Source organism: Nocardioides alkalitolerans (assembly GCA_038184435.1).
Lineage (GTDB): Bacteria > Actinomycetota > Actinomycetes > Propionibacteriales > Nocardioidaceae > Nocardioides > Nocardioides alkalitolerans_A.
Map to the genome: position 1 here is coordinate 921,622 of CP116227.1, position 19,969 is coordinate 941,590.

The 19,969-nt window shown below is 73.7% G+C and carries 18 protein-coding genes; 13 read left to right on the forward strand and 5 right to left on the reverse strand.

Annotated elements, in window-relative coordinates; genetic code table 11:
• The first annotated feature begins 175 nt into the window (after positions 1–175).
• The 6 genes from PIR53_04500 to PIR53_04525 all read left to right on the forward strand — a co-directional run bounded on the left by PIR53_04500 (position 176) and on the right by PIR53_04525 (position 8,305).
• The gene (locus PIR53_04500) at positions 176–565 is read left to right on the forward strand and encodes a TraR/DksA C4-type zinc finger protein (protein WZH53258.1); all 390 of its coding nucleotides are present in this window, start codon (positions 176–178) and stop codon (positions 563–565) included.
• Positions 538–1,188, forward strand: coding sequence for a signal peptidase II (locus tag PIR53_04505; GenBank protein WZH53259.1), 651 nt, complete (start codon positions 538–540; stop codon positions 1,186–1,188). Before PIR53_04500 ends, PIR53_04505 begins: the two co-directional genes overlap by 28 nt.
• Before the next feature lie 35 nt (positions 1,189–1,223).
• Positions 1,224–2,117 carry an RluA family pseudouridine synthase gene (locus tag PIR53_04510; GenBank protein WZH54398.1) on the forward strand — a complete coding sequence of 298 codons (894 nt, stop codon included), beginning with the start codon at positions 1,224–1,226 and terminating at the stop codon, positions 2,115–2,117.
• A 149-nt stretch (positions 2,118–2,266) separates the two neighbouring features.
• On the forward strand, positions 2,267–5,845 hold the full coding sequence (dnaE, locus tag PIR53_04515; protein ID WZH53260.1) for a DNA polymerase III subunit alpha: 3,579 nt from the start codon (positions 2,267–2,269) through the stop codon (positions 5,843–5,845).
• On the forward strand, positions 5,838–6,437 hold the full coding sequence (locus PIR53_04520; protein WZH53261.1) for a hypothetical protein: 600 nt from the start codon (positions 5,838–5,840) through the stop codon (positions 6,435–6,437). The genes dnaE and PIR53_04520 overlap by 8 nt, the downstream gene beginning before the upstream one ends.
• 77 nt (positions 6,438–6,514) lie before the next feature.
• Positions 6,515–8,305, forward strand: a complete 1,791-nt coding sequence (locus tag PIR53_04525; protein WZH53262.1) for a DUF3352 domain-containing protein — start codon at positions 6,515–6,517, stop codon at positions 8,303–8,305.
• Positions 8,306–8,338: 33 nt separating this feature from the next.
• Here the strand turns inward: PIR53_04525 and ybaK are convergent, their stop codons facing one another.
• Both ybaK and PIR53_04535 read right to left on the reverse strand, forming a co-directional pair.
• Entirely contained in the window at positions 8,339–8,836 is a 498-nt protein-coding gene (gene ybaK / locus PIR53_04530) for a Cys-tRNA(Pro) deacylase (GenBank protein WZH53263.1), read from the reverse strand.
• 33 nt (positions 8,837–8,869) lie between these two features.
• On the reverse strand, positions 8,870–9,577 hold the full coding sequence (locus tag PIR53_04535) for an LON peptidase substrate-binding domain-containing protein (protein WZH53264.1): 708 nt from the start codon (positions 9,575–9,577) through the stop codon (positions 8,870–8,872).
• A gap of 102 nt (positions 9,578–9,679) precedes the next feature.
• Between PIR53_04535 and hisD the strand changes: the two genes are divergently transcribed.
• From hisD to hisF, 6 genes are read left to right on the forward strand one after another with little or no spacing between them, the layout of a single operon-like run.
• Positions 9,680–10,978 (forward strand): histidinol dehydrogenase, encoded by a 1,299-nt coding sequence (hisD, locus tag PIR53_04540; protein ID WZH54399.1) that lies wholly within the window; start codon positions 9,680–9,682, stop codon positions 10,976–10,978.
• Positions 10,975–12,168: a histidinol-phosphate transaminase gene (locus PIR53_04545; protein ID WZH53265.1), complete on the forward strand. Its 1,194-nt coding sequence runs from the start codon at positions 10,975–10,977 to the stop codon at positions 12,166–12,168. The genes hisD and PIR53_04545 overlap by 4 nt, the downstream gene beginning before the upstream one ends.
• A complete protein-coding gene (gene hisB / locus PIR53_04550) occupies positions 12,165–12,779 on the forward strand; it encodes an imidazoleglycerol-phosphate dehydratase HisB (GenBank protein WZH53266.1) in 615 nt (204 codons plus the stop codon). Before PIR53_04545 ends, hisB begins: the two co-directional genes overlap by 4 nt.
• Positions 12,776–13,435 carry an imidazole glycerol phosphate synthase subunit HisH gene (hisH, locus tag PIR53_04555; protein WZH53267.1) on the forward strand — a complete coding sequence of 220 codons (660 nt, stop codon included), beginning with the start codon at positions 12,776–12,778 and terminating at the stop codon, positions 13,433–13,435. Before hisB ends, hisH begins: the two co-directional genes overlap by 4 nt.
• Positions 13,436–13,491: 56 nt before the next feature.
• Complete coding sequence (gene priA / locus PIR53_04560) at positions 13,492–14,232, forward strand: bifunctional 1-(5-phosphoribosyl)-5-((5-phosphoribosylamino)methylideneamino)imidazole-4-carboxamide isomerase/phosphoribosylanthranilate isomerase PriA (GenBank protein ID WZH53268.1); 741 nt, start codon at positions 13,492–13,494, stop codon at positions 14,230–14,232.
• Positions 14,229–15,002, forward strand: a complete 774-nt coding sequence (gene hisF / locus PIR53_04565; protein ID WZH53269.1) for an imidazole glycerol phosphate synthase subunit HisF — start codon at positions 14,229–14,231, stop codon at positions 15,000–15,002. Before priA ends, hisF begins: the two co-directional genes overlap by 4 nt.
• A gap of 148 nt (positions 15,003–15,150) precedes the next feature.
• On the opposite strand, the gene PIR53_04570 is transcribed toward hisF, so the two are convergent.
• The 3 genes from PIR53_04570 to PIR53_04580 are packed head-to-tail and all read right to left on the reverse strand — an operon-like array spanning position 15,151 to position 18,616.
• Positions 15,151–15,792 (reverse strand): TIGR03085 family metal-binding protein, encoded by a 642-nt coding sequence (locus PIR53_04570; protein ID WZH53270.1) that lies wholly within the window; start codon positions 15,790–15,792, stop codon positions 15,151–15,153.
• A gap of 9 nt (positions 15,793–15,801) precedes the next feature.
• Positions 15,802–16,914: a P1 family peptidase gene (locus tag PIR53_04575; protein WZH53271.1), complete on the reverse strand. Its 1,113-nt coding sequence runs from the start codon at positions 16,912–16,914 to the stop codon at positions 15,802–15,804.
• Between the two features lie 4 nt (positions 16,915–16,918).
• Positions 16,919–18,616, reverse strand: coding sequence for a DUF885 domain-containing protein (locus PIR53_04580; protein ID WZH53272.1), 1,698 nt, complete (start codon positions 18,614–18,616; stop codon positions 16,919–16,921).
• A 42-nt stretch (positions 18,617–18,658) separates the two neighbouring features.
• Here PIR53_04580 and PIR53_04585 point away from each other — a divergent pair, with 42 nt between their 5' ends.
• Positions 18,659–19,879 (forward strand): glycoside hydrolase family 6 protein, encoded by a 1,221-nt coding sequence (locus PIR53_04585; GenBank protein ID WZH53273.1) that lies wholly within the window; start codon positions 18,659–18,661, stop codon positions 19,877–19,879.
• Positions 19,880–19,969: the final 90 nt, after the last annotated feature.

The window sequence follows — 19,969 nt, forward strand, 5'->3', positions numbered from 1 at the left end:
GCACCGTCAGCGCGACGCCCCGTGACCGGACCGGTCACGGGGCGTCGTCGCGTCCGGAACCCCGTCCGTGTCTTCCTCACTCCGCGGCGGACACCTCCTTGAGCCGTCCCGGACCGGCGGCTAGGGTCCCCACACCCCGGGGGCGGCCCGCCCGCGACGGACGGAAGGGTTCGTGATGGCGGACGCGGTCGTGGGCGAGGAGCCCTGGACGCAGGCGGAGATCGACCAGGTGGTCGCGGAGCTCGAGGCGCAGCAGGCGGAGCTGGCGTCCCAGGTCGCGGCCCAGGAGCGCGAGCTCGCGGGACTCTTCCGCGACGGGGGCGACGGGGCGGGCCCGGACGCCGCGGACCTCGGTACGGCGACGTTCGAGCGCGACCACGAGATGACCCTCGTGTCGGGCGAGCGCGACGCCCTGGTGCAGATCGAGCGGGCCCTGACCCGGGCCCGTGACGGCAAGCTGGGCCTCTGCGAGAGCTGTGGCCAGGCGATCCCCAAGATGCGCGTGGTCGCGTTCCCGCGTGCCACACTGTGCGTGTCATGCAAGCAGCGCGAGGAACGTCGCTGAGCTCCGGCTCGGGCGACCACGAGAGCCGTCCCGGTCCCGACGACACCTCCTCCGGAGGCGCCGTCCGACGCTCGCGACGACGGGTCTGGCCCGTCTTCGCGGCGGTCGCGCTGGCGGCGTACCTCATCGACCTCACGACGAAGCAGCTGGCGCTCACGCACCTGCAGGAGGCGGACGGCTCCCGTCCGCGGGTCGACCTGGTGGGGGACCTCCTCGGCCTGCAGCTCGCCTTCAACCCGGGTGCGGCGTTCAGCCTCGGGGAGGACTTCACGGTCGTCATCTCCTGCGTCGCGATCGTCGCGACGGTGGTCGTGCTCGTCGTGAGCGCCCGGCTGCGGAGCCCGCTGTGGGCGGTCGCCCTCGGCATCCTGCTCGCCGGCATCACGGGCAACCTGACCGACCGGCTGTTCCGCGACCCGGCGCCGTTCCACGGCCACGTGGTCGACATGATCGAGCTGCCGAACTTCCCGATCTTCAACGTCGCCGACATGTGCATCAACATCGCGGCGGTGCTCATCGTGGTGCAGGCGTTCCGCGGCGTACGCGTCGACGGCAGCCGCATCGAGGAGGCGGAGAAGGGCGCGCCCGACGAGGCCGGCGACGCCGCGGAGCGCGACGCGTGAGCGGCGACCGCCGCGTCGTCCTGGTGCCGGAGGGCATGGCCGGTGAGCGGGTCGACGCCGCCATGGCGCGGATGTTCGGCTTCAGTCGCAGCCGTTCCGCGGAGCTGATCGCCGAGGGGCACGTGGTGCTCGACGGCACGACCGTCGCGAAGTCGGAGCGCGTCCGTGCGGGCGCGATGCTCGAGGTCGAGATCCCCGTCGTGGTCGACCCGCTCGCGGTCGTGCCCGAGATCGTCGAGGGCATCGGGATCATCCACGACGACGACGACATCGTCGTGATCGACAAGCCGGTCGGCGTCGCGGTGCACCCGTCGCCGGGGTGGCGCGGCCCGACGGTCGTCGGCCACCTCGCCGGTGCCGGCTTCCGCATCGCCACCTCGGGCGCCTCGGAGCGGCAGGGGATCGTGCAGCGTCTCGACGTGGGCACGTCGGGCGTCATGGTGATCTGCAAGTCGGAGTCGGCCTACTCGATCCTCAAGAACGCGTTCCGCCGCCGGGAGATCGAGAAGGTCTACCACGCGCTGGTGCAGGGACACCCCGACCCCCACACGGGCACGGTCGACGCCCCGATCGGGCGGCACCCGCGCTCCGACTGGAAGTTCGCCGTGATGTCGGACGGCCGGGCGAGCGTGACGCACTACGCGACGCTCGAGGCCCACCGGTTCGCCAGCCTGCTGGAGATCCACCTCGAGACCGGGCGCACGCACCAGATCCGCGTGCACATGTCGGCCCTCAAGCACCCCTGCGTCGGCGACCTGACGTACGGCGCGGACCCGACCCTGGCGCGCCGTGTCGGCCTGGAGCGGCAGTGGCTGCACGCCGTGCGGCTGGGGTTCGTGCACCCGGGAACGGGGGAGCCGGTGTCGTACGAGTCGCCGTACCCCGACGACCTCGCCGACGCGCTCGAGGTCGTCCGCGACGCCCACTGAGCGTCATCCCCCGGGGCGACGAGGCCGGCTCAGGACTGTCGGCGGAGGGTGCCATCCTCGGGGTCGGTGGTCACGTAGTCTGACGTCCTTCCCCGTGGCTCCCGCTCGTCCCCGTCCGCCCTCGTCCGCCTAGGAGCGCGCTGACCCTCATGGCCGCCGGATCCGACTCGTTCGTCCACCTGCACGTCCACACCGAGTACTCGATGCTCGACGGGGCGTCCCTCCTCGACGGCCTGTTCTCGCGTGTCGTCGACCTCGGGATGCCCGCCATCGCGATGACCGACCACGGCAACCTCCACGGGGCCTACGACTTCTGGTCGAAGGCCCGCAAGCACGGGGTCAACCCGATCATCGGGATCGAGGCCTACCTGACGCCGCAGACCCACCGCAGCGAGCGGCGCCGGGTGCGGTGGGGCAAGGGCGACACCAAGGAGGAGAGCGGTAACGACGTCGCCGGCGGTGGCGCCTACACCCACATGACGATGTGGGCGCAGAGCACGGAGGGCATGCACAACCTCTTCCGCCTGTCGTCGAAGTCGAGCCTGGAGGGGTACTACTACAAGCCGCGTGCCGACCGCGAGCTCCTGCAGACCTACGGCCAGGGCCTGATCGCCACGACGGGCTGCCCGTCGGGCGAGGTCCAGACGCGGCTGCGCCTGGGGCAGTACGACGAGGCGCGCCGCTCGGCCGCCGAGTTCCAGGACATCTTCGGCAAGGAGAACTTCTACCTGGAGCTGATGGACCACGGCCTCGACATCGAGAAGCGGGTCCGCGACGACCTGCTGCGGCTGGGCAAGGAGCTCGGGATTCCGCCGGTCGCGACCAACGACTCGCACTACAACAACCCGGAGGACGCGGACGCGCAGGACGCGCTCATCTGCGTGGCGTCGGGCCGCCGGCTGGCCGACCCCAACCGGCTGAAGTTCGACGGCGGCGGCTACTACATCAAGTCCGCCGCCGAGATGCGCGAGCTGTGGGTCGACAAGTACGACATGAAGGAGGCCTGCGACAACACGCTGGCCATCGCCGAGCGCTGCTCCGTGGAGTTCACGGAGTCGACCGGCGGCTACATGGCGCGCGCCGACATCCCCGCCGGCGAGACCGAGGAGTCCTGGTTCCGCAAGGAGGTCTGGCGGGGCATCGAGTCGCGCTACCCGGGCGACAAGCTGACCGACGAGGTCCGCGCGCGCGTCGAGATGGAGCTCGGCGTCGTGCAGGCGAAGGGCTACTGCGGCTACTTCCTCGTGGTCGCCGACTTCATCCAGTGGTCGAAGGACAACGGCATCCGCGTCGGGCCCGGCCGTGGCTCCGGTGCGGGCTCGATCGCGGCGTACGCGCTGCGGATCACCGACCTGTGCCCCCTGGAGCACGGTCTGATCTTCGAGCGGTTCCTCAACCCCGAGCGCCCCTCGATGCCCGACTTCGACATCGACTTCGACGAGCGTCGGCGCACCGAGGTCATCCAGTACGTCGTCAACAAGTACGGCTCGGAGTACGTGGCGTACATCGCGACGTTCGGGCGGATCAAGGCGAAGCAGGCGATCAAGGACGCGGCGCGCGTGCTCGACTACGGCTTTGCGGTGAGCGACAAGATCACCAAGGCGCTGCCCGCCGACATCATGGGCAAGGGCGTGCCGCTCAAGGAGCTCTTCAACGAGGGCCACAAGCGCTACAACGACGGTGGCGAGTTCCGCGAGCTGCACGCCTCCGACCACGACGTGCGCACGATCTACGAGACGGCGGTGGGCCTCGAGGGCCAGATCCGGCAGTGGGGCGTGCACGCCGCGGGCGTGATCATGTCGAGCGCCCCGCTGATCGACGTCGTGCCGATCATGAAGCGCGAGCAGGACGGCGCGATCATCACGCAGTTCGACTACCCGATGTGCGAGTCGCTCGGGCTGGTCAAGATGGACTTCCTCGGGCTGCGCAACCTCACGGTCCTCGACGACGCCGTGCGCAACATCGAGATGAACCGTGGCGAGAAGGTCGTGCTGGAGGACCTGACCTTCGACGACCCTGCTACCTACGAGCTGCTGTCCCGCGGCGACACGTTGGGCGTGTTCCAGCTCGACGGCGGTCCGATGCGGTCGCTCCTGCGCAGCATGCGGCCCGACAAGTTCGCCGACATCTCCGCGGTCGGCGCGCTCTACCGCCCGGGCCCGATGGGCGCGGACTCGCACAACAAGTACGCGCGGCGCAAGAACGGCCGCGAGCCGATCGAGCCGATCCACCCCGAGCTCGAGAAGCCGCTGGAGTCGGTGCTCGGCGAGACCTACGGCCTGATCGTGTACCAGGAGCAGGTCATGGAGATCGCCCAGGTGCTGGCGGGCTTCAGCCTGGGCCAGGCCGACAACCTGCGGCGCGCGATGGGCAAGAAGAAGAAGGAGGAGCTCGACAAGCAGTACGCCGGGTTCCAGGGCGGCATGCTCGAGCGGGGCTACTCGCAGGCGGCGATCACCGCGCTGTGGGAGATCCTGCTCCCCTTCTCCGACTACGCCTTCAACAAGGCGCACTCGGCGGCGTACGGCGTGGTGTCCTACTGGACGGCCTACCTGAAGGCGAACTACCCGGCGGAGTACATGGCCGCGCTGCTCACCTCGGTGAAGGACGACAAGGACAAGTCGGCCATCTACCTCAACGAGTGCCGTCGCATGAAGATCCAGGTGCTGCCGCCCGACGTCAACGAGTCGTCCCACAACTTCACCCCGGTCGGCACCGACGTGCGCTTCGGTCTCACCGCCGTGCGCAACGTCGGTGCCAACGTCGTGGAGCAGATCGTGCGCGCCCGCGAGGAGAAGGGCCGCTACACGGACTTCAACGACTTCATGTCGAAGGTGCCGCTGCAGGCGTGCAACAAGCGCGTCATCGAGTCGCTCATCAAGGCCGGCGCCTTCGACGACATGAAGCACCGCCGTCGTGCGCTCGTGGCGGTCCACGAGATGGCGGTGGACCAGTACGTCGACATCAAGAAGAACGAGGCCATCGGTCAGGACTCGCTGTTCGGCGGGCTGGACGACGCGGACGGCGACGGCGGCGCGTTCGGCGTGACGGTGACGCTGCCGGACATCGACGAGTGGGACAAGATGACGCTGCTGGCCCACGAGCGCGACATGCTCGGCCTCTACGTCTCCGACCACCCCCTGATGGGCCTCGAGCACGTGCTCGCGCAGGGCACGGACACGACGGTCGGGCAGCTGCTGCTGGGGGAGGACCGGGCCCACGGGTCCCGGGTCACGGTGAGCGGGCTGGTGACGTCCGTGCAGCGCAAGATCACGAAGAAGGGCGACGCCTGGGCGACGATCACGCTGGAGGACCTGGAGGGCGGCATCGAGGTGCTGTTCTTCCCGAGCTCCTACCAGCTCGTGGCGCAGCACCTGGCGCCCGACTCGATCATCCGCGTCACCGGCACGCTGTCGCGCGACAAGGAGCAGCCGGAGATCCGTGGCCAGGAGGTCAGCGTCCCCGACCTGAGCGACGGCCCCAGCGGGCCCGTGGTGGTGTCGATGCCGTCGACGCGGTGCACGGCTCCCGTCGTGGCGCAGTTGAAGAGCGTGCTGGGCGACCACCCCGGCATGACGGAGGTGCACCTGCGCCTGCTGACGCGCGGCACGACCACGCTGCTGCGGATCGACGACCGCCTGCGGGTGACCCCGAGCCCGGAGCTCTATGCCGACCTCAAGCAGCTGCTGGGGCCGGGATGCCTCGCGGTCGCCGACTCCCGTGGCTGACCACGTCGGCGAGCGCCCGGCGGCCCCCCGGGTCGGGCGGGCCGGGGACCTGCGCGCCGACGCGGTCGCGGTCCTGCGCCTCGTGCACGTCGCGGCTCAGCTCGGCGTGGTCGGCGCACTGCTCTGGTCCTGGTGGTGGCACCCGGGCTCGGGCGTCGCGTCCGGGGGCGAGTTCTACCCGCGGGTGACGAGCATCGAGGGCACGATCACCGGCACGGCGGCCTACCTGGTGGTGGCCGCGGGCGCCGGCGGCGTGCTCGGCGCCGTCGCCGCCTGGCGGCACCGCGACCGGCCGTGGGTCGGCCTCCTGGGTGCGGTGCTCGCGGCCGCCGTGGGCGGCATCGTGCTGGCCTGGCTCGGCCACCTGCTCGGCCCGGAGGACCCGGTGACCGTCGCGGCTCGCAGCGCCGACGGCACCCGGGTCCCCTACGACCTGGTGGTGGAGGGCCGGGGTCCCTACGCCGCGATGCCGGCGGGAGCCGCCACCGTCGTGGCGCTGGCCTTCCTGCTCCTGCCGAGGAGGGGCGACGGGGCGGTCGCCGGCGAGCCCGACGAGGAGCCGACGGACGTGGACCGACAGGTCCGCGCGTAGAGCGACCACAGCAGGGGTAGGCCCCGGACGTCGTGGCCGACGAGGGCCGCGGCCGCACGGCAACGAGGGGGAGCACGATGAGCACGCAGCCACCGGAGGGCGCCGGTCGCCCGGACGAGGGACCGACGCAGCCGTCCGCGCCGTCGGGCTGGCCGCAGCAGCCCCCGCAGCAGGGCTACCCGCAGCAGGGCTATCCCCAGCAGCCGGGCTACCCGCAGGGCCCGCCGCCGCCGTGGATGGGCCCGGGGGAGTACGGCCAGCACCCCGGCCAGCACCCCGGCCAGCACCCCGGCCAGCACCCCGGCCAGCACCCCGGCCAGCAGGCGCCACGTCGCCGCGGCCGGTGGATCGCGGGTGGCGTGGCGGGTGTGCTGGGCCTGTCGCTCATCGGCGGCGGCGTCTGGGCGTGGCAGGCCTACTTCGCGACCGGGCCGCAGGCGGCGGAGGCGCTGCCTGCGGACACGTTGTTCTACGTCGGGCTCGACCTCGACCCGAGCGGCCAGCAGAAGCTCGCCGCCCTCGACTTCCTCGAGAAGTTCCCGGCGTTCGACGAGGAGGTCGGGATCGACCGCGACGACGACGTCCGCCGGGAGATCTTCGACGGCATCATCGGCGGCTCGCCCTGCGACGACCTCGACTTCGACGACGACGTGGCGCCCTGGCTGGGCGACCGGTTCGGCGTCGCCGTCGTGCCCGCGAGCGGCGACCGACCGCAGGTCCCGGAGCTGGGAGGCGACGTCGTCGTCGTGGTGCAGGTCGACGACGCCGACGGTGCGGAGGCGGCCATGGACGACCTCGCCGACTGCAGCGGTGCGGGGGACGAGCTCGGCTGGGCCGTCGACGGCGGCTGGATGGTCGTCACCGACTCCGACGAGCTGGCCGAGGACGTGCTGACCGACGCGGCGGACGACCCGCTGGCGTCCGACGACACCTACCGGCAGTGGGTGGACGCGGCCGGCGACGCCGGCATCCTCAGCGCCTACGCGGCGCCCGACAGCGCCACGCGCGTCGTGGAGGCCCTCGTGGACGACGGGGTGATCGACGCGGCGTACGAGGACGAGGCGCTCGACAGCGCCGCCGACTTCCAGGGTGCCGCCCTGACGCTCCGCTTCGCCGACGGCGGGCTCGAGCTCGAGGCGGCGACGCAGGCCACGACGGACGGCGACGTGCCGCAGCTGACCGACGGCACGGCCGGCGAGCTGGCCGGGGACCTCCCCGCGGACACGGCAGCGGTGGCGGCCGTCGGCCTGGCGGACGGGTGGTACGACGCGTTGCTGGAGCAGGTCGAGGACAGCGGCGTCGACCGCGGCGAGATCGACGACGCGGTCGCCGACCTCGAGGACGAGACGGGCTGGAACCTGCCGGAGGACGTCGAGACGCTGCTCGGGCAGGGCGTCGCGCTCTCCGTGGGCGGCGGTGTCGACCTCGATGCGCTCGAGGACGGGGACATCGAGGGTGCCGAGGTCGGTGCCACGGTGCGCTCCGGCGACACCGACGAGATCGCCGGCCTGGTCGACGAGCTGCTCGACTCGACCGACGCTCCGAGCGACCTCGACCTCAACGTGACGGAGGGCGGCGACGGCACGACGGTGGGGAGCCCGTCGTCGGGCTACGCCGACGACCTCGCGACGTCCGGCGGGCTGGGGGAGTCGGACCTGTTCCGCGATGTGGTGCCGGAGACCGACGACGTGCACGCGTTGCTGTTCGTCGACTTCACCGTGGACGGCGGGTGGCTGGCCGACCTGCTGCGCGAGGACGGCGACGACGAGCTCGCGGACAACGTCGAGCCGTTGGCCGCGCTCGGCCTGTCGGTGCGGGTCGACGGCGACGTCGCCCACACGTTGCTCCGGGTGACCACGACGGACTGACGCGGCCGGGGCGCTCGGCGGGGTGGGGGCGGCTCAACCGCGGGCGACCGGCGCGACCACCGCGCCGGTCGCCGCGACGAGGTCGGCAGGGCGCAGCTCGATGTCGAGCCCGCGACGACCGCCGGAGACGAGCACGGTCGCGTGGTCGAGGGCCGAGGCGTCGACGACGGTCCGCAGTGCGCGCTTCTGCCCCACGGGTGAGATGCCGCCGACGACGTACCCGGTCGTGCGCTCGGCGGCCGCCACCTCGGCGAGGCGTGCCTTGCGCGCGCCGAGCGCGGCGGCGGCGGCCTTGAGGTCGAGGGTGCCCGCCACCGGGACGACGCCGACGCAGAGCTCGCCGTCGGCCTCGACGACGATCGTCTTGAGCACCCGGGACGGGTCGATGCCGAGGGCTGCAGCGGCCTCGTCGCCGTACGACGTGGTGCGCGGGTCGTGCTCGTAGGGGTGCAGCTCGAACCACGTGCCCGCCGCGGTGAGCGCCGCGGTCGCGGGGGTGCCGCCGCTCCCGGCGCCGCGCTTCCTGGCCACTGGCCGAGCCTAGGCCCGCCGGGCGCGGGCGGACTAGTTGGGCGACCAGCCGGTGCGGTTGAGGTGGGTCGCGGGCAGGGAGGGGATCACGTTGATCGCCCGGAGCTCGGAGGAGAACATCTCGGCCAGCAGCGCGTAGCGCTCCTCCGGGTCGGCCGTCTCGAGCAGCCGCTGGCGGTCCGACAGGGGGAGCGGCGCCACGGCCGACATCGCCCACGAGCGGTAGACGGGATCGGCGGGCAGCGAGCCCTCCACGACGGTGCCGCCGAGCTCCCCGATGACGGCCTGGTACGCCGCGAACAGTGCGCCGGTGTGCTCGACGGTGGTCGCGGAGGGCGGCGAGAGCTGCTCGGGCAGCACCACGACGTCGCCGACGGGGAAGGGCCCGGACACGTCGAGGCTGTCGAGGCGGATCCGGTCGCGGCAGACGGCGACGACGTCGAAGGTGCCGTCGCCGGAGTCCTCGACCTCGGTCAGCTGGAGCCGGCACCCCACGCGGTGGAGCGACTGGTTGCCCCGGTTGCCGACCTCGTAGCCGTCCCGGATGGCGACCGAGCCGAAGAGGCGGCGGGCCGGGTCGGGCACCGCCTCCAGGTGGCGGACCAGCGCGACGTACCGGTCCTCGAAGACCCGCAGCGGCACCGTCAGGCCCGGGAACAGCACCGACCCGAGGGGGAACATGGGCAGGCGCTCGACGGCGTCGCCCTCGGCTCCGCCGGTCCCGCCTGCGCTCTCGGTCACGTCTCGACCCTAGGTGATGCGTCCCACCAGGAGCCCGCGGTGCGGCCCCGACGGGTGTCGCGGCCTAGAATCGGGGTCATGTCGTCATCCGCCTCCGGCGCGCTGCTGCGCCGCATCGACCTGCGTGGAGCGACCCCCGGTTCCCTCGACTACCGGGCGGTCGTGCCGCGCGCCGACTTCGACGTCGAGGCGGCGGTGCCGGCGGTGCATGCGATCACGGAGGCCGTGCGCGAGCGCGGTGTCGAGGCGATCCTCGAGCTCGGCGCCCGCTTCGACGGCGTGCAGCTCGACGACATCCGCGTGCCGGAGGGCGCGACCCAGCGTGCGCTCGCCGAGCTCGACCCGGCCATCCGGGCGGGCCTCGACGAGTCGATCGCGCGGCTGCGGAAGACGTCCGCCGCGGAGCTGGAGGCCGACGTCGTCACCGACCTCGGTCCCGGCGCCCGGGTGACCCACCGCAAGGTGCCGGTCGACCGGGTGGGCCTCTACGTGCCCGGCGGACTCGCGCCGCTGGTGTCCAGCGTGCTGATGAACGTCGTGCCGGCGCAGGTCGCGGGCGTCGGCTCCATCGCGCTCGCCAGCCCGCCGCAGAAGGAGTTCGGCGGCTCGGTGCACCCGACGATCCTCGCGGCGTGCGCGCTGCTGGGGGTCGACGAGGTGTACGCCGTGGGTGGCGCGCAGGCGGTCGCCATGTTCGCCTACGGCACGGGTCCGTGCCGGAAGGTCGACCTGGTGACGGGGCCGGGCAACATCTACGTCGTCACGGCGAAGCGCCTGCTCAAGGGTCTCGTGGGCATCGACTCCGAGGCGGGGCCGACGGAGATCGCGATCCTGGCGGACGACTCCGCCGACCCGGCCTTCGTCGCGGCCGACCTCATCAGCCAGGCCGAGCACGACCCGCTGGCCGCGGCGGTGCTCGTCACGCCCAGCACGACCCTGGCGGACGACGTCGAGGCCGAGCTGGAGAAGCAGGTCGGGGCCACGAAGCACGTCGAGCGGATCCGCACGTCGCTGACGGGGGAGCAGTCGGGCGTCGTCCTCGTCGACGACCTCGAGCAGGGTGTCGCCGTGGTCGACGCCTACGCGGCGGAGCACCTCGAGATCCAGACCGTCGACGCGGCGGCCTGGGCGGCCCGGGTGCGCAACGCCGGCGCGATCTTCGTCGGCGGCTTCGCGCCGGTCAGCCTCGGCGACTACTGCGCCGGCTCGAACCACGTGCTGCCCACGGGCGGCTGCGCCTGCCACTCCTCGGGCCTGTCGGTGCGCGCGTTCACCAAGTCGGTGCACGTGGTGGAGTACGACCGCCAGGGTCTCGGCGACGTCGCCGACCACGTCGTCACCCTCGCCGAGGCCGAGGACCTGCCGGGTCACGGTGCCGCGGTGAAGGTGCGGTTCTCGTGACGGCCGGGACCACGGCGACCGACACGACCGACACGAGCTGGCTCCCGCTCCGCGAGGAGCTGGCGGGCATCGCCCCGTACGGCGCGCCCCAGCTCGACGTGCCGGTGCAGCTCAACGTCAACGAGAACCCGTACGGGCCCTCCGAGGCCTGCGTCGCCGACATCGCCGCGTCGGTGGCGGCGGCGGCGCGCACGCTCAACCGCTATCCCGACCGGGAGTTCACGGCGCTGCGGACGGCGCTCGCGGCGTACCTCTCCCGGGACGTCGCGGCCGGCCAGGCGCCGATCGCGCCGGAGCAGGTGTGGGCCGCGAACGGCTCCAACGAGGTCATGCTGCAGCTCCTGCAGGCGTTCGGCGGGCCGGGGCGGACCGCTCTGAGCTTCGCGCCGACCTACTCGATGTATCCGGAGTACGCACGCGACAGCAACACCGCGTGGGTCGCCGGGCGCCGCCGGGAGGACTTCGCGCTCGACCTCGACGCCGCGGCGGAGCTCATCGCGGAGCACCGGCCGAGCGTCGTGCTCCTGCCGAGCCCCAACAACCCGACGGGCACGGCGCTGCCGCCGGCCGCGGTGGACGCGCTCTGCGCCGCCGCCGCGGAGCACGGCAACGACGGCCGGGGCGGCCTCGTCGTGGTCGACGAGGCGTACGGCGAGTTCCGCCGCGCGGGCACCCCGAGCGCCCTCGAGCTGCTGCCGGCCCACCGGAACCTCGTCGTGTCGCGCACGATGAGCAAGGCGTTCGCCGGCGCGGGCCTGCGGCTGGGCTACCTGGCGGCCGACCGCGTCGTCACGGACGCGATCCGCGTCGTACGGCTGCCCTACCACCTGTCGGCGACCACCCAGGCGACCGCGCTCGCGGCGCTGCGGCACACCGACGAGCTGCTCGGGCAGGTCGACGCGCTCCGCGGCGAACGCGACCGTCTCGTCACGTGGCTGCGCGAGCAGGGCCACGACGTCGCCGACTCCGACGCCAACTTCGTGCTGTTCGGCAGGTTCGCCGACCGGCACGCGGTGTGGCAGGGGCTGCTCGACCACGGCGTCCTCATCCGCGAGACCGGCCCCGAGGGCTGGCTGCGCGTCTCGGTCGGCACCCCGGCCGAGATGGCGGCCTTCCGGGACGCCCTCACGACCGTCACCACCACTGTCACCCCCGCTGTCACCCCCGCAGTCACCCAGGAGAACCAGTGAGCACCCCCCGCACCGCCCGCCTCGAGCGCACCACGAGCGAGTCGAAGATCTTCGTCGAGATCGACGTCGACGGCTCGGGCACGCACGACATCTCCACGGGCGTGGGCTTCTACGACCACATGCTCACCGCCTTCGCGCGCCACGCCCTCGTCGACCTGACGGTGCGGGCCGAGGGCGACACCTGGATCGACGCCCACCACACGGTCGAGGACACCGCGATCGTGCTCGGGCAGGCGATCCGCGAGGCGCTCGGCGACAAGAAGGGCACGCGCCGCTTCGGCGACGCGACGGTCCCGCTCGACGAGGCGCTGGTGCAGGCCGTCGTCGACATCTCCGGGCGGCCGTACTGCGTGCACACGGGGGAGCCCGAGGGGCAGCAGTACGTGCAGCTCGGCGGCTCCGGCGTGTCCTACCTCGGGTCGCTGACCAAGCACGTCTTCGAGACCATCGCCTTCCACGGCCACCTCGCGCTCCACGTGCGCGTGCTGGCCGGCCGGGAGCCGCACCACATCGTCGAGACCCAGTTCAAGGCGTTCGCGCGGGCCTTCCGCGACGCGGTCGCCCTCGACCCGCGCGAGACCGGCGTGCCCTCCACCAAGGGCACGCTGTGACCGCACCCGCACGCCCGGAGGGCGGGCGGCCGACCGTCGTCGTCCTCGACTACGGCTCCGGCAACCTCCGCTCGGCCGTGCGCGCCGTCGAGCGCGCGGGCGCCGAGGTCGTGCTGACCGCCGACAAGCAGGCGGCGCTCGACGCCGACGGCCTGCTCGTCCCGGGCGTGGGGGCGTACGCCGCGTGCATGGCCGGCCTGCGCGCCGTGAAGGGCGACGAGATCATCGGGCGGCGCCTCGCGGGCGGACGTCCGGTCCTCGGCATCTGCGTGGGCATGCAGATCCTGTTCGGCCGGGGCATCGAGCACGGCGTCGAGACCGTCGGCTGCGACGAGTGGCCGGGCACGATCGAGCGCCTCGAGGCGCCGGTCGTGCCGCACATGGGGTGGAACACGGTGGAGGTCCCGGAGGGCTCGACTCTGTTCGCCGGCGTCGCGTCGGAGCGGTTCTACTTCGTGCACTCCTACGCGGCCCGCCGCTGGGAGCTCGTGACCAACGACCGCACCCGCGCCCCCCTCGTCACCTGGGCCGAGCACGGCGGCGACCGGTTCGTCGCGGCCGTCGAGAACGGCCCGCTGTGGGCCACCCAGTTCCACCCCGAGAAGTCGGGCGACGCCGGCGCAGCCCTGCTGCGCAACTGGGTCGCCACGCTCTGAGCCCTCCGGCCGCCGCGCGGCCGATCGACCCGGAACCGCAAGAAAGGCAGGCCACCGTGCCCGCGACGTACCTCGAGCTCCTCCCCGCCGTCGACATCAAGGGGGGCCAGGCCGTGCAGCTCGTGCAGGGCATCGACGGCTCCGAGAAGCGCTTCGGCGACCCGATCGAGGCCGCCCTGCGCTGGCAGGAGGCGGGCGCGGAGTGGCTGCACCTCGTCGACCTCGACGGCGCCTTCGGGGTCGGCAGCAACCGCGCGCTGCAGGCCGAGATCGTCGGTCGCCTCGACATCGACGTCGAGATGAGCGGGGGCATCCGCGACGACGCCTCGCTCGAGGCGGCGCTGGCGACGGGCTGCCGCCGGGTCAACATCGGCACGGCCGCCATCGAGAACCCGGAGTGGTGCGCCGCCGCGATCGCGCGGCACGGTGACCGGATCGCCATCGGCCTCGACGTCCGCGGGCGCACGCTCGCCGCGCGGGGCTGGACGAGCGAGGGCGGCGACCTGTACGAGACGCTGGCGCGGCTCGACGCCGAGGGCTGCGCCCGGTACGTCGTCACCGACGTCAACAAGGACGGCATGCTCGCTGGCCCCAACCTGGAGCTCCTGCGCGACGTGTGCGCCGCGACGTCGCGGCCCGTCGTCGCGTCGGGAGGGGTGACCACGCTCGACGACATCCGGGCGCTCATGGAGCTCGTGCCGCTCGGCGTCGAGGGCGCGATCGCCGGTACGGCGCTGTACGAGGGCCGCTTCACCCTCGAGGACGCGCTGGCGCTGACGAAGGGTGCGGGCGCGTGAGCCTCGCCGTGCGCGTGATCCCGTGCCTCGACGTCGACGGCGGCCGGGTGGTCAAGGGGATCAACTTCCGCGAGCTGCGGGACGCCGGCGACCCGGTGGAGCTGGCGCGCACGTACGACGCGGAGGGGGCCGACGAGCTGACCTTCCTCGACATCTCGGCGTCCCACGAGGGTCGTGCGACCACCCTCGAGATCGTCGCGCGCACGGCGGAGCAGGTGTTCATCCCGCTGACCGTCGGTGGCGGCATCTCCAGCGTCGAGGACGTGGACCGCCTGCTGCGGGCCGGCGCGGACAAGGTCGCGGTCAACACCGCCGCGATCCGTCGCCCCGAGCTGGTCGCCGAGATCGCCGACCGGTTCGGCAACCAGGTGCTCGTGCTCTCCGTCGACGCACGCCGCGTGCCCGCCGGCAGCGAGGGCACCGCCTCGGGATTCGAGGTGACCACGCACGGGGGCCGGCGGTCCGCCGGGCTCGACGCGATCGAGTGGGCCGCGCGCGCCGCGCAGCTGGGGGCCGGGGAGATCCTCCTCAACGCGATGGACGCCGACGGCACCCAGGACGGCTTCGACCTCGAGCTGCTGCGGGCGGTGCGTCGCGAGGTGTCCGTGCCCGTGATCGCCTCGGGCGGCGCCGGTGCCGTCGAGCACTTCGCGCCCGCGGTCGACGCCGGAGCCGACGCGGTGCTCGCCGCGACGGTGTTCCACTTCGGCACCCTGCGGATCGGCCAGGTCAAGGAGGCCATCGCCGGAGCCGGTCACCCGGTGCGGTGAGCGTGGGCGACGCCTGACCGCCCCAGAAATGTGCGGCAGCGACGCGCCCGACCGTCCGGAGCATGTCCCAGCTGCACATTTCCGAGCCCGGCCGCCGCGCACGCCCGGCCGCCGCGCACGCCGCGCCGTGTACCCCAGCTCGACGCGGTCAGAAGCCGAGCGTGGCGATCTGGAAGCGGCGCACGGCGAGGTCGGGGCCGGAGACGTCGACGTCGTGCGCCTGCTCGCGGCCGAGCAGACGGAGCACCAGCTCCTGGGGGCGGCCGGTGACGACGGCGGGACCGTCGCCGCGGCGGAGCACGACGCGACGGCCGTTGCGGGAGTCGACGGCGACGAGGGGGGCGCCGACCTTGCGCGTCGCCATGACGGCGACGGGCTTGAACAGCCGCCACAGCTCGTCCTCGGCCGTGTCGGGCAGGTCGCGGGGCGTCCAACCGGGCTGGGCCCGCCGCACGTCCTCGTGGTGCACGAAGAGCTCGACCGTGTTGACGAGGCGGTCGACGGGACCGATCGCCGCCCACGTGAGGAAGGGCCGCCGCAGCTGGTCGGCGAGGAGCGGCAGGTCGGCACGCCCCCACCGCTCCGTGGCGCGCTTGGTGAGCGGCGACAGGGGCGGGACGAGCTCGCCCGCCTGGGCCAGCGGGTTGCGCTCGCGCACCAGGAGGTGGACGACGAGGTCCTTCACGGTCCAGCCGTCGCAGAGCGTCGGGGCGTCGGGGCCGACCTCGACGGCGAGGTCGGCGAGGGCGGAGCGCTCGGCGCGCGCGAAGGTGGGGAAGGTCGACGGCACGTCCCGACCCTACGCGCCCGTGCCCCGCGGGCCGGGGGAGGCGGGGGCGAAGGCGCTGGGGAACGCCTCGCGATAGCTCCGCATCGTGCCCCACGGCGTCGTCACCGACGTGGCGGCGAGCAGGGCCCGCACGACCGCCCGCGCGACCGTCGTCGCGGCGGCGTCGAGGAGCTCGTGGAGCTGCAGCGCGTGGGTCGCGGGGTCGGGCGCCGGCGCGTCCGGTGGCGCCGTGGACAGGGCGAACAGGGTGTCGCCGTCGAACATCGAGTGCACCGGTCGGATCGAGCGCGCCAGCCCGTCGTGCGCCACGCCGGCCACCTTCGCGCAGGCCGCCTTCGTCAGGGGGACGTCGGTGGCCACGACGCCGATGGTGGTGGCGAGCGGCGCCCGGCGCGCGGGGTCGAGGTCGGCGGCCAGGTCGTGCGCCGCCTGCAGCTCGGCGGGGTCGGGCCGCCGGAGGCCCGCACCCGGCAGGTCGGCGGGCAGGCAGTGGGGGAGACCCCACGGCTGGCCCGTCGACGGGTCGACGCACGAGCCGACGGCGTTGACCGCGACCAGCGCACCCACGGTCCCGCCTCCCCCCAGCACCGTCGACGCCGAGCCGATGCCCCCGCGCAGCCCGCCGGCCCGGGCGCCCGTGCCCGCTCCGACCGGCCCGAGCAGCGTCGGCGTCGGGTCCGCGAGCGCCGTGTCGTGCGCTGCGGCGCCCAGCGCCGCGTCGGGGTGGTGCCGGAACACCCCGCCGCGGCCGAGGTCGAACAGGACCGCCGCCGGCACGATGGGCACGACGTCGGCGGGGTCCGGCCCCATCGGGAACCCGACGCGGGCGTCGAGGAGCCGCTGCACGACGCCGTCGACCGCCGCCAGGCCCAGCGCGGAACCGCCGCCGAGCACCACCGCGTGGACCCGCTCCACCAGGTTGCGCGGGTCCAGCAGGTCGGTCTCCCGCGTGCCGGGGCCGCCTCCGCGGACGTCGCCGCCGGCCACCGCGCCGTACGCCGGCGGGAGCACCACCGTCGTGCCGGTGAGCCAGCCGGGATCGGTGCGCTGGGCGTGGCCCACGCGGATGCCCGGCACGTCGAGGACCGTGTTGGTGGGCCCGGTCGAGCCGGCGGCGGTCACGACGTCAGATCCGGGACAGGGCAGCGACGAGCGGGTCGAGCCCCAGCGAGCCGAGGTCGAGGGCCGCCCGGTGGAACGCCTTGAGGTCGAAGGCGTCGCCGTGGCGGGCGCGCGCCGCCTCCCGGGCCTCGAGCCAGATCCGCTCGCCCACCTTGTAGGACGGCGCCTGGCCGGGCCAGCCGAGGTAGCGGTTGACCTCGAACCGGATCGTCGCGTCGTCGTCCCGCGAGTGCTGACGCATGAACGCGAGGCCGAGCGCGGGCGTCCACCGCTCGCCCGGGTGGAACCCGAACGGGTTGTCGGCCGGGATCTCGAGCTGCAGGTGCATGCCGATGTCGACGATGACCCGCGCCGCGCGGAAGCCCTGGGCGTCCAGCATCCCGAGCCGGTCGGCCGGGTCGTCGAGGTAGCCCAGCTCGTCCATCAGCCGCTCCGCGTACAGCGCCCACCCCTCGCCGTGGCCCGACACCCAGCACATCGTGCGCTGCCAGCGGTTGAGGAGCGACGAGCGGTAGGCCGTCTGCCCGACCTGCAGGTGGTGGCCGGGCACGCCCTCGTGGAACACCGTCGTGGTCTCGCGCCACGGGTGGAACTGCTCGATCCCGTCGGGCACCGACCACCACATGCGCCCGGGGCGGGAGAAGTCCTCGCTGGGCCCCGTGTAGTAGATGCCACCGTCGTTCGTCGGCGCGAGGCAGCACTCGATGCGGCGGACCGGCTCGGGGATGTCGAAGTGGACGTCGGCCAGCTCGCCGACCACGCGGTCGGCCAGCTCCTGCATCCAGGCGCGGAACGGCTCCCGGCCCTCGATGCGGCGTGCGGGGTCGCCCTCCAGGTGGGCCACGGCCACGTCGATCGCGTCGGCGCCGGTCGCCGCCGGGGTGATGCGCGCGGCCGTCGCGCGCATGTCCGCCTCGATGCGGGCGAGCTCCTCCCACCCCCAGGCGTAGGTCTCCTCCAGGTCGATGGTGGCGCCGAGGAAGAGGCGCGAGGCCAGCGCGTAGTGGTCGCGGCCGACGGCCTCGACGGCGCGCCCCCGCGGCTCCATCTCGTCGGCGAGGAACAGCCCGAGGGAGGCGAAGGCCGCCGTGGCCTCCCGCGCCCCGCGCTCCAGCGACGGCCGCAGCCCCGCCGGCACCGTGCCGGCGGCGACGCCCCGCCCGACCAGGTCGGCGAACACGCTCGTGCCCCCGGTCTGGCCGGTCCAGCGCTCCAGCTGGGTCGCGACCTCGGCGTACTGCCGCGCCGCGCTCACCCGCCCGTGCGCCGCCTCCTCGGCGAGCGTCACCCGCAGGCCGGCGAGGGCACCCGGGACGCCCGCGAGCCGGGCGTCGACCGCCTCCCAGTCCTCGGCGGTGGCGGTCGGCATGAGGTCGAACACCTGCCGCAGCTCGTGGATCGGCGAGGCGATGACGTTCACCTCGCTGCGGGTGAAGCCCGCCTCGTCGTGCTCGACCTGGAGGCCCACCCGCTCGAGGAACGCCTCGCGGGCGACCGCCTCCCGGTCGTCGGCGGGGGTGGCCGCCCGCACGTCGGCGAGGGCCGCGCGCGCCAGTCGGAGCCGCTCGTCGAAGCCCTCGGGGGAGTAGTCCGTCAGCTCGTGCTCGTGGCCGGCCACGCCGATGCCGGTGGCGGTCACGGGGTCGGCCGCCGCGTAGTCCGCCACGTAGCGCTCGGACCGTTCGTCAACGCTTCTGCTCATGCTCCCCACCCTAGGAGGAACCGCCGACTACTCTCAGCCCTCATGAACAGCCGCTCGGGCGACGACGAGGTCCCGGCTCGTCCCGACACCCCCCGTCGTCCCTCCGGCGAGCTCCCCGGGCACGTGCGTCGACCCGACCACGTGCGGCGCGCCGACCCTGCCGCCGTGGCGGCTGCGAACCAGACCGGTCGGCAGCAGCGCACGGGACCGTCTCCCTCCGAGGTCGCCGAGGCCCGCCGCCAGCAGCGCAAGCGGCGCCGCCGGGTCTGGATCGTCGGCGCGGTCGTCGTGCTGGTGGCGGCCGTGGTCATCGCCCTCTCGCTCCGGCACGGCCCGCTGGCCCGCAACCTCCCCGGCGGGGCGGACCCGCAGGAGACGAACCCCTTCGAGGGCCGCGACCTGTACGTCGCGAGCGGCACCCAGGCGGCCGCGGCGGCCGATGCGGCGCGGTCGGCGGGCGAGGCGCGCGACGCCGAGGTGCTCGACCGTCTCGCCGACGTGCCGACCGCGACCTGGCTCACCCCCGAGGCGCTGCCGCGGGGCCAGGTCGGAACCTTCGTGCGGGGCATCGCCGAGGCCGCGCTGGAGGCCGACGACGCGGCCGTGCTGGTCGTCTACGGCATCACGGACCGCGACTGCTCCGGCGAGCTCTCGGCGGGCGGCCTTCCCCCCGCCGACTACGCCGCGTGGGTGGGCGAGATCGCGTCCGCCGCCGGCACCGCCGACGGGCACGCCTCCGTCGTGCTCGAGCCGGACGGCCTCGCCTCGACCTTCGACTGCGGCAACACCGACCAGCGCGTCGGCCAGCTCGCGGGCGCGATCGGCAGCCTCGTCGACGCCGACGTGCCGACCTACGTCGACGCGGGTCACTCCAACTGGCGCTCGGTCGACGAGATGGCCGACCTGCTGCGCCGCGTCGACGTCTCCCGGGTGCGCGGCTTCTCCACCAACGTCGCCGCCTACCAGTCCGACGCCGACGAGCGGGCGTACGCCGAGGAGCTCAGCGCGGCGCTCGGGGGCGCCCACTACGTGATCGACAGCGGGCGCAACGGTGCGCCCTCCCCGGCCTCGGGCGACTGGTGCAACCCGTCGGCCCGCCTCCTCGGCCAGGAGCCCGCCGCGGTCACCGGCGGCGGCAACCAGGACGCCCGCCTGTGGATCAAGCCCCCGGGCGAGAGCGACGGCACGTGCAACAGAGGCCCCGACGCAGGCACGTTCTGGGTGGAGCGGGCGGTCGAGATGGCGTTCGCCAGCGGCTGGTGACGCCGCGGCACGGTCCCGGCACCTTCCCGGCGCGTTCCGAGGCAGGACTTGAGCGCAACGCCACGGGAATCTTGCGGGACGAAGCCTCGG

Coding starts and splice junctions, on each gene's coding strand:
- PIR53_04500 (WZH53258.1), top strand. CDS start 176: ATGGCGGACGCGGTCGTGGGCGAGGAGCCCTGGACGCAGGCGGAGATC.
- PIR53_04505 (WZH53259.1), top strand. CDS start 538: ATGCAAGCAGCGCGAGGAACGTCGCTGAGCTCCGGCTCGGGCGACCAC.
- PIR53_04510 (WZH54398.1), top strand. CDS start 1,224: ATGGCCGGTGAGCGGGTCGACGCCGCCATGGCGCGGATGTTCGGCTTC.
- dnaE (WZH53260.1), top strand. CDS start 2,267: ATGGCCGCCGGATCCGACTCGTTCGTCCACCTGCACGTCCACACCGAG.
- PIR53_04525 (WZH53262.1), top strand. CDS start 6,515: ATGAGCACGCAGCCACCGGAGGGCGCCGGTCGCCCGGACGAGGGACCG.
- PIR53_04580 (WZH53272.1), bottom strand. CDS start 18,616: ATGAGCAGAAGCGTTGACGAACGGTCCGAGCGCTACGTGGCGGACTAC.
- PIR53_04585 (WZH53273.1), top strand. CDS start 18,659: ATGAACAGCCGCTCGGGCGACGACGAGGTCCCGGCTCGTCCCGACACC.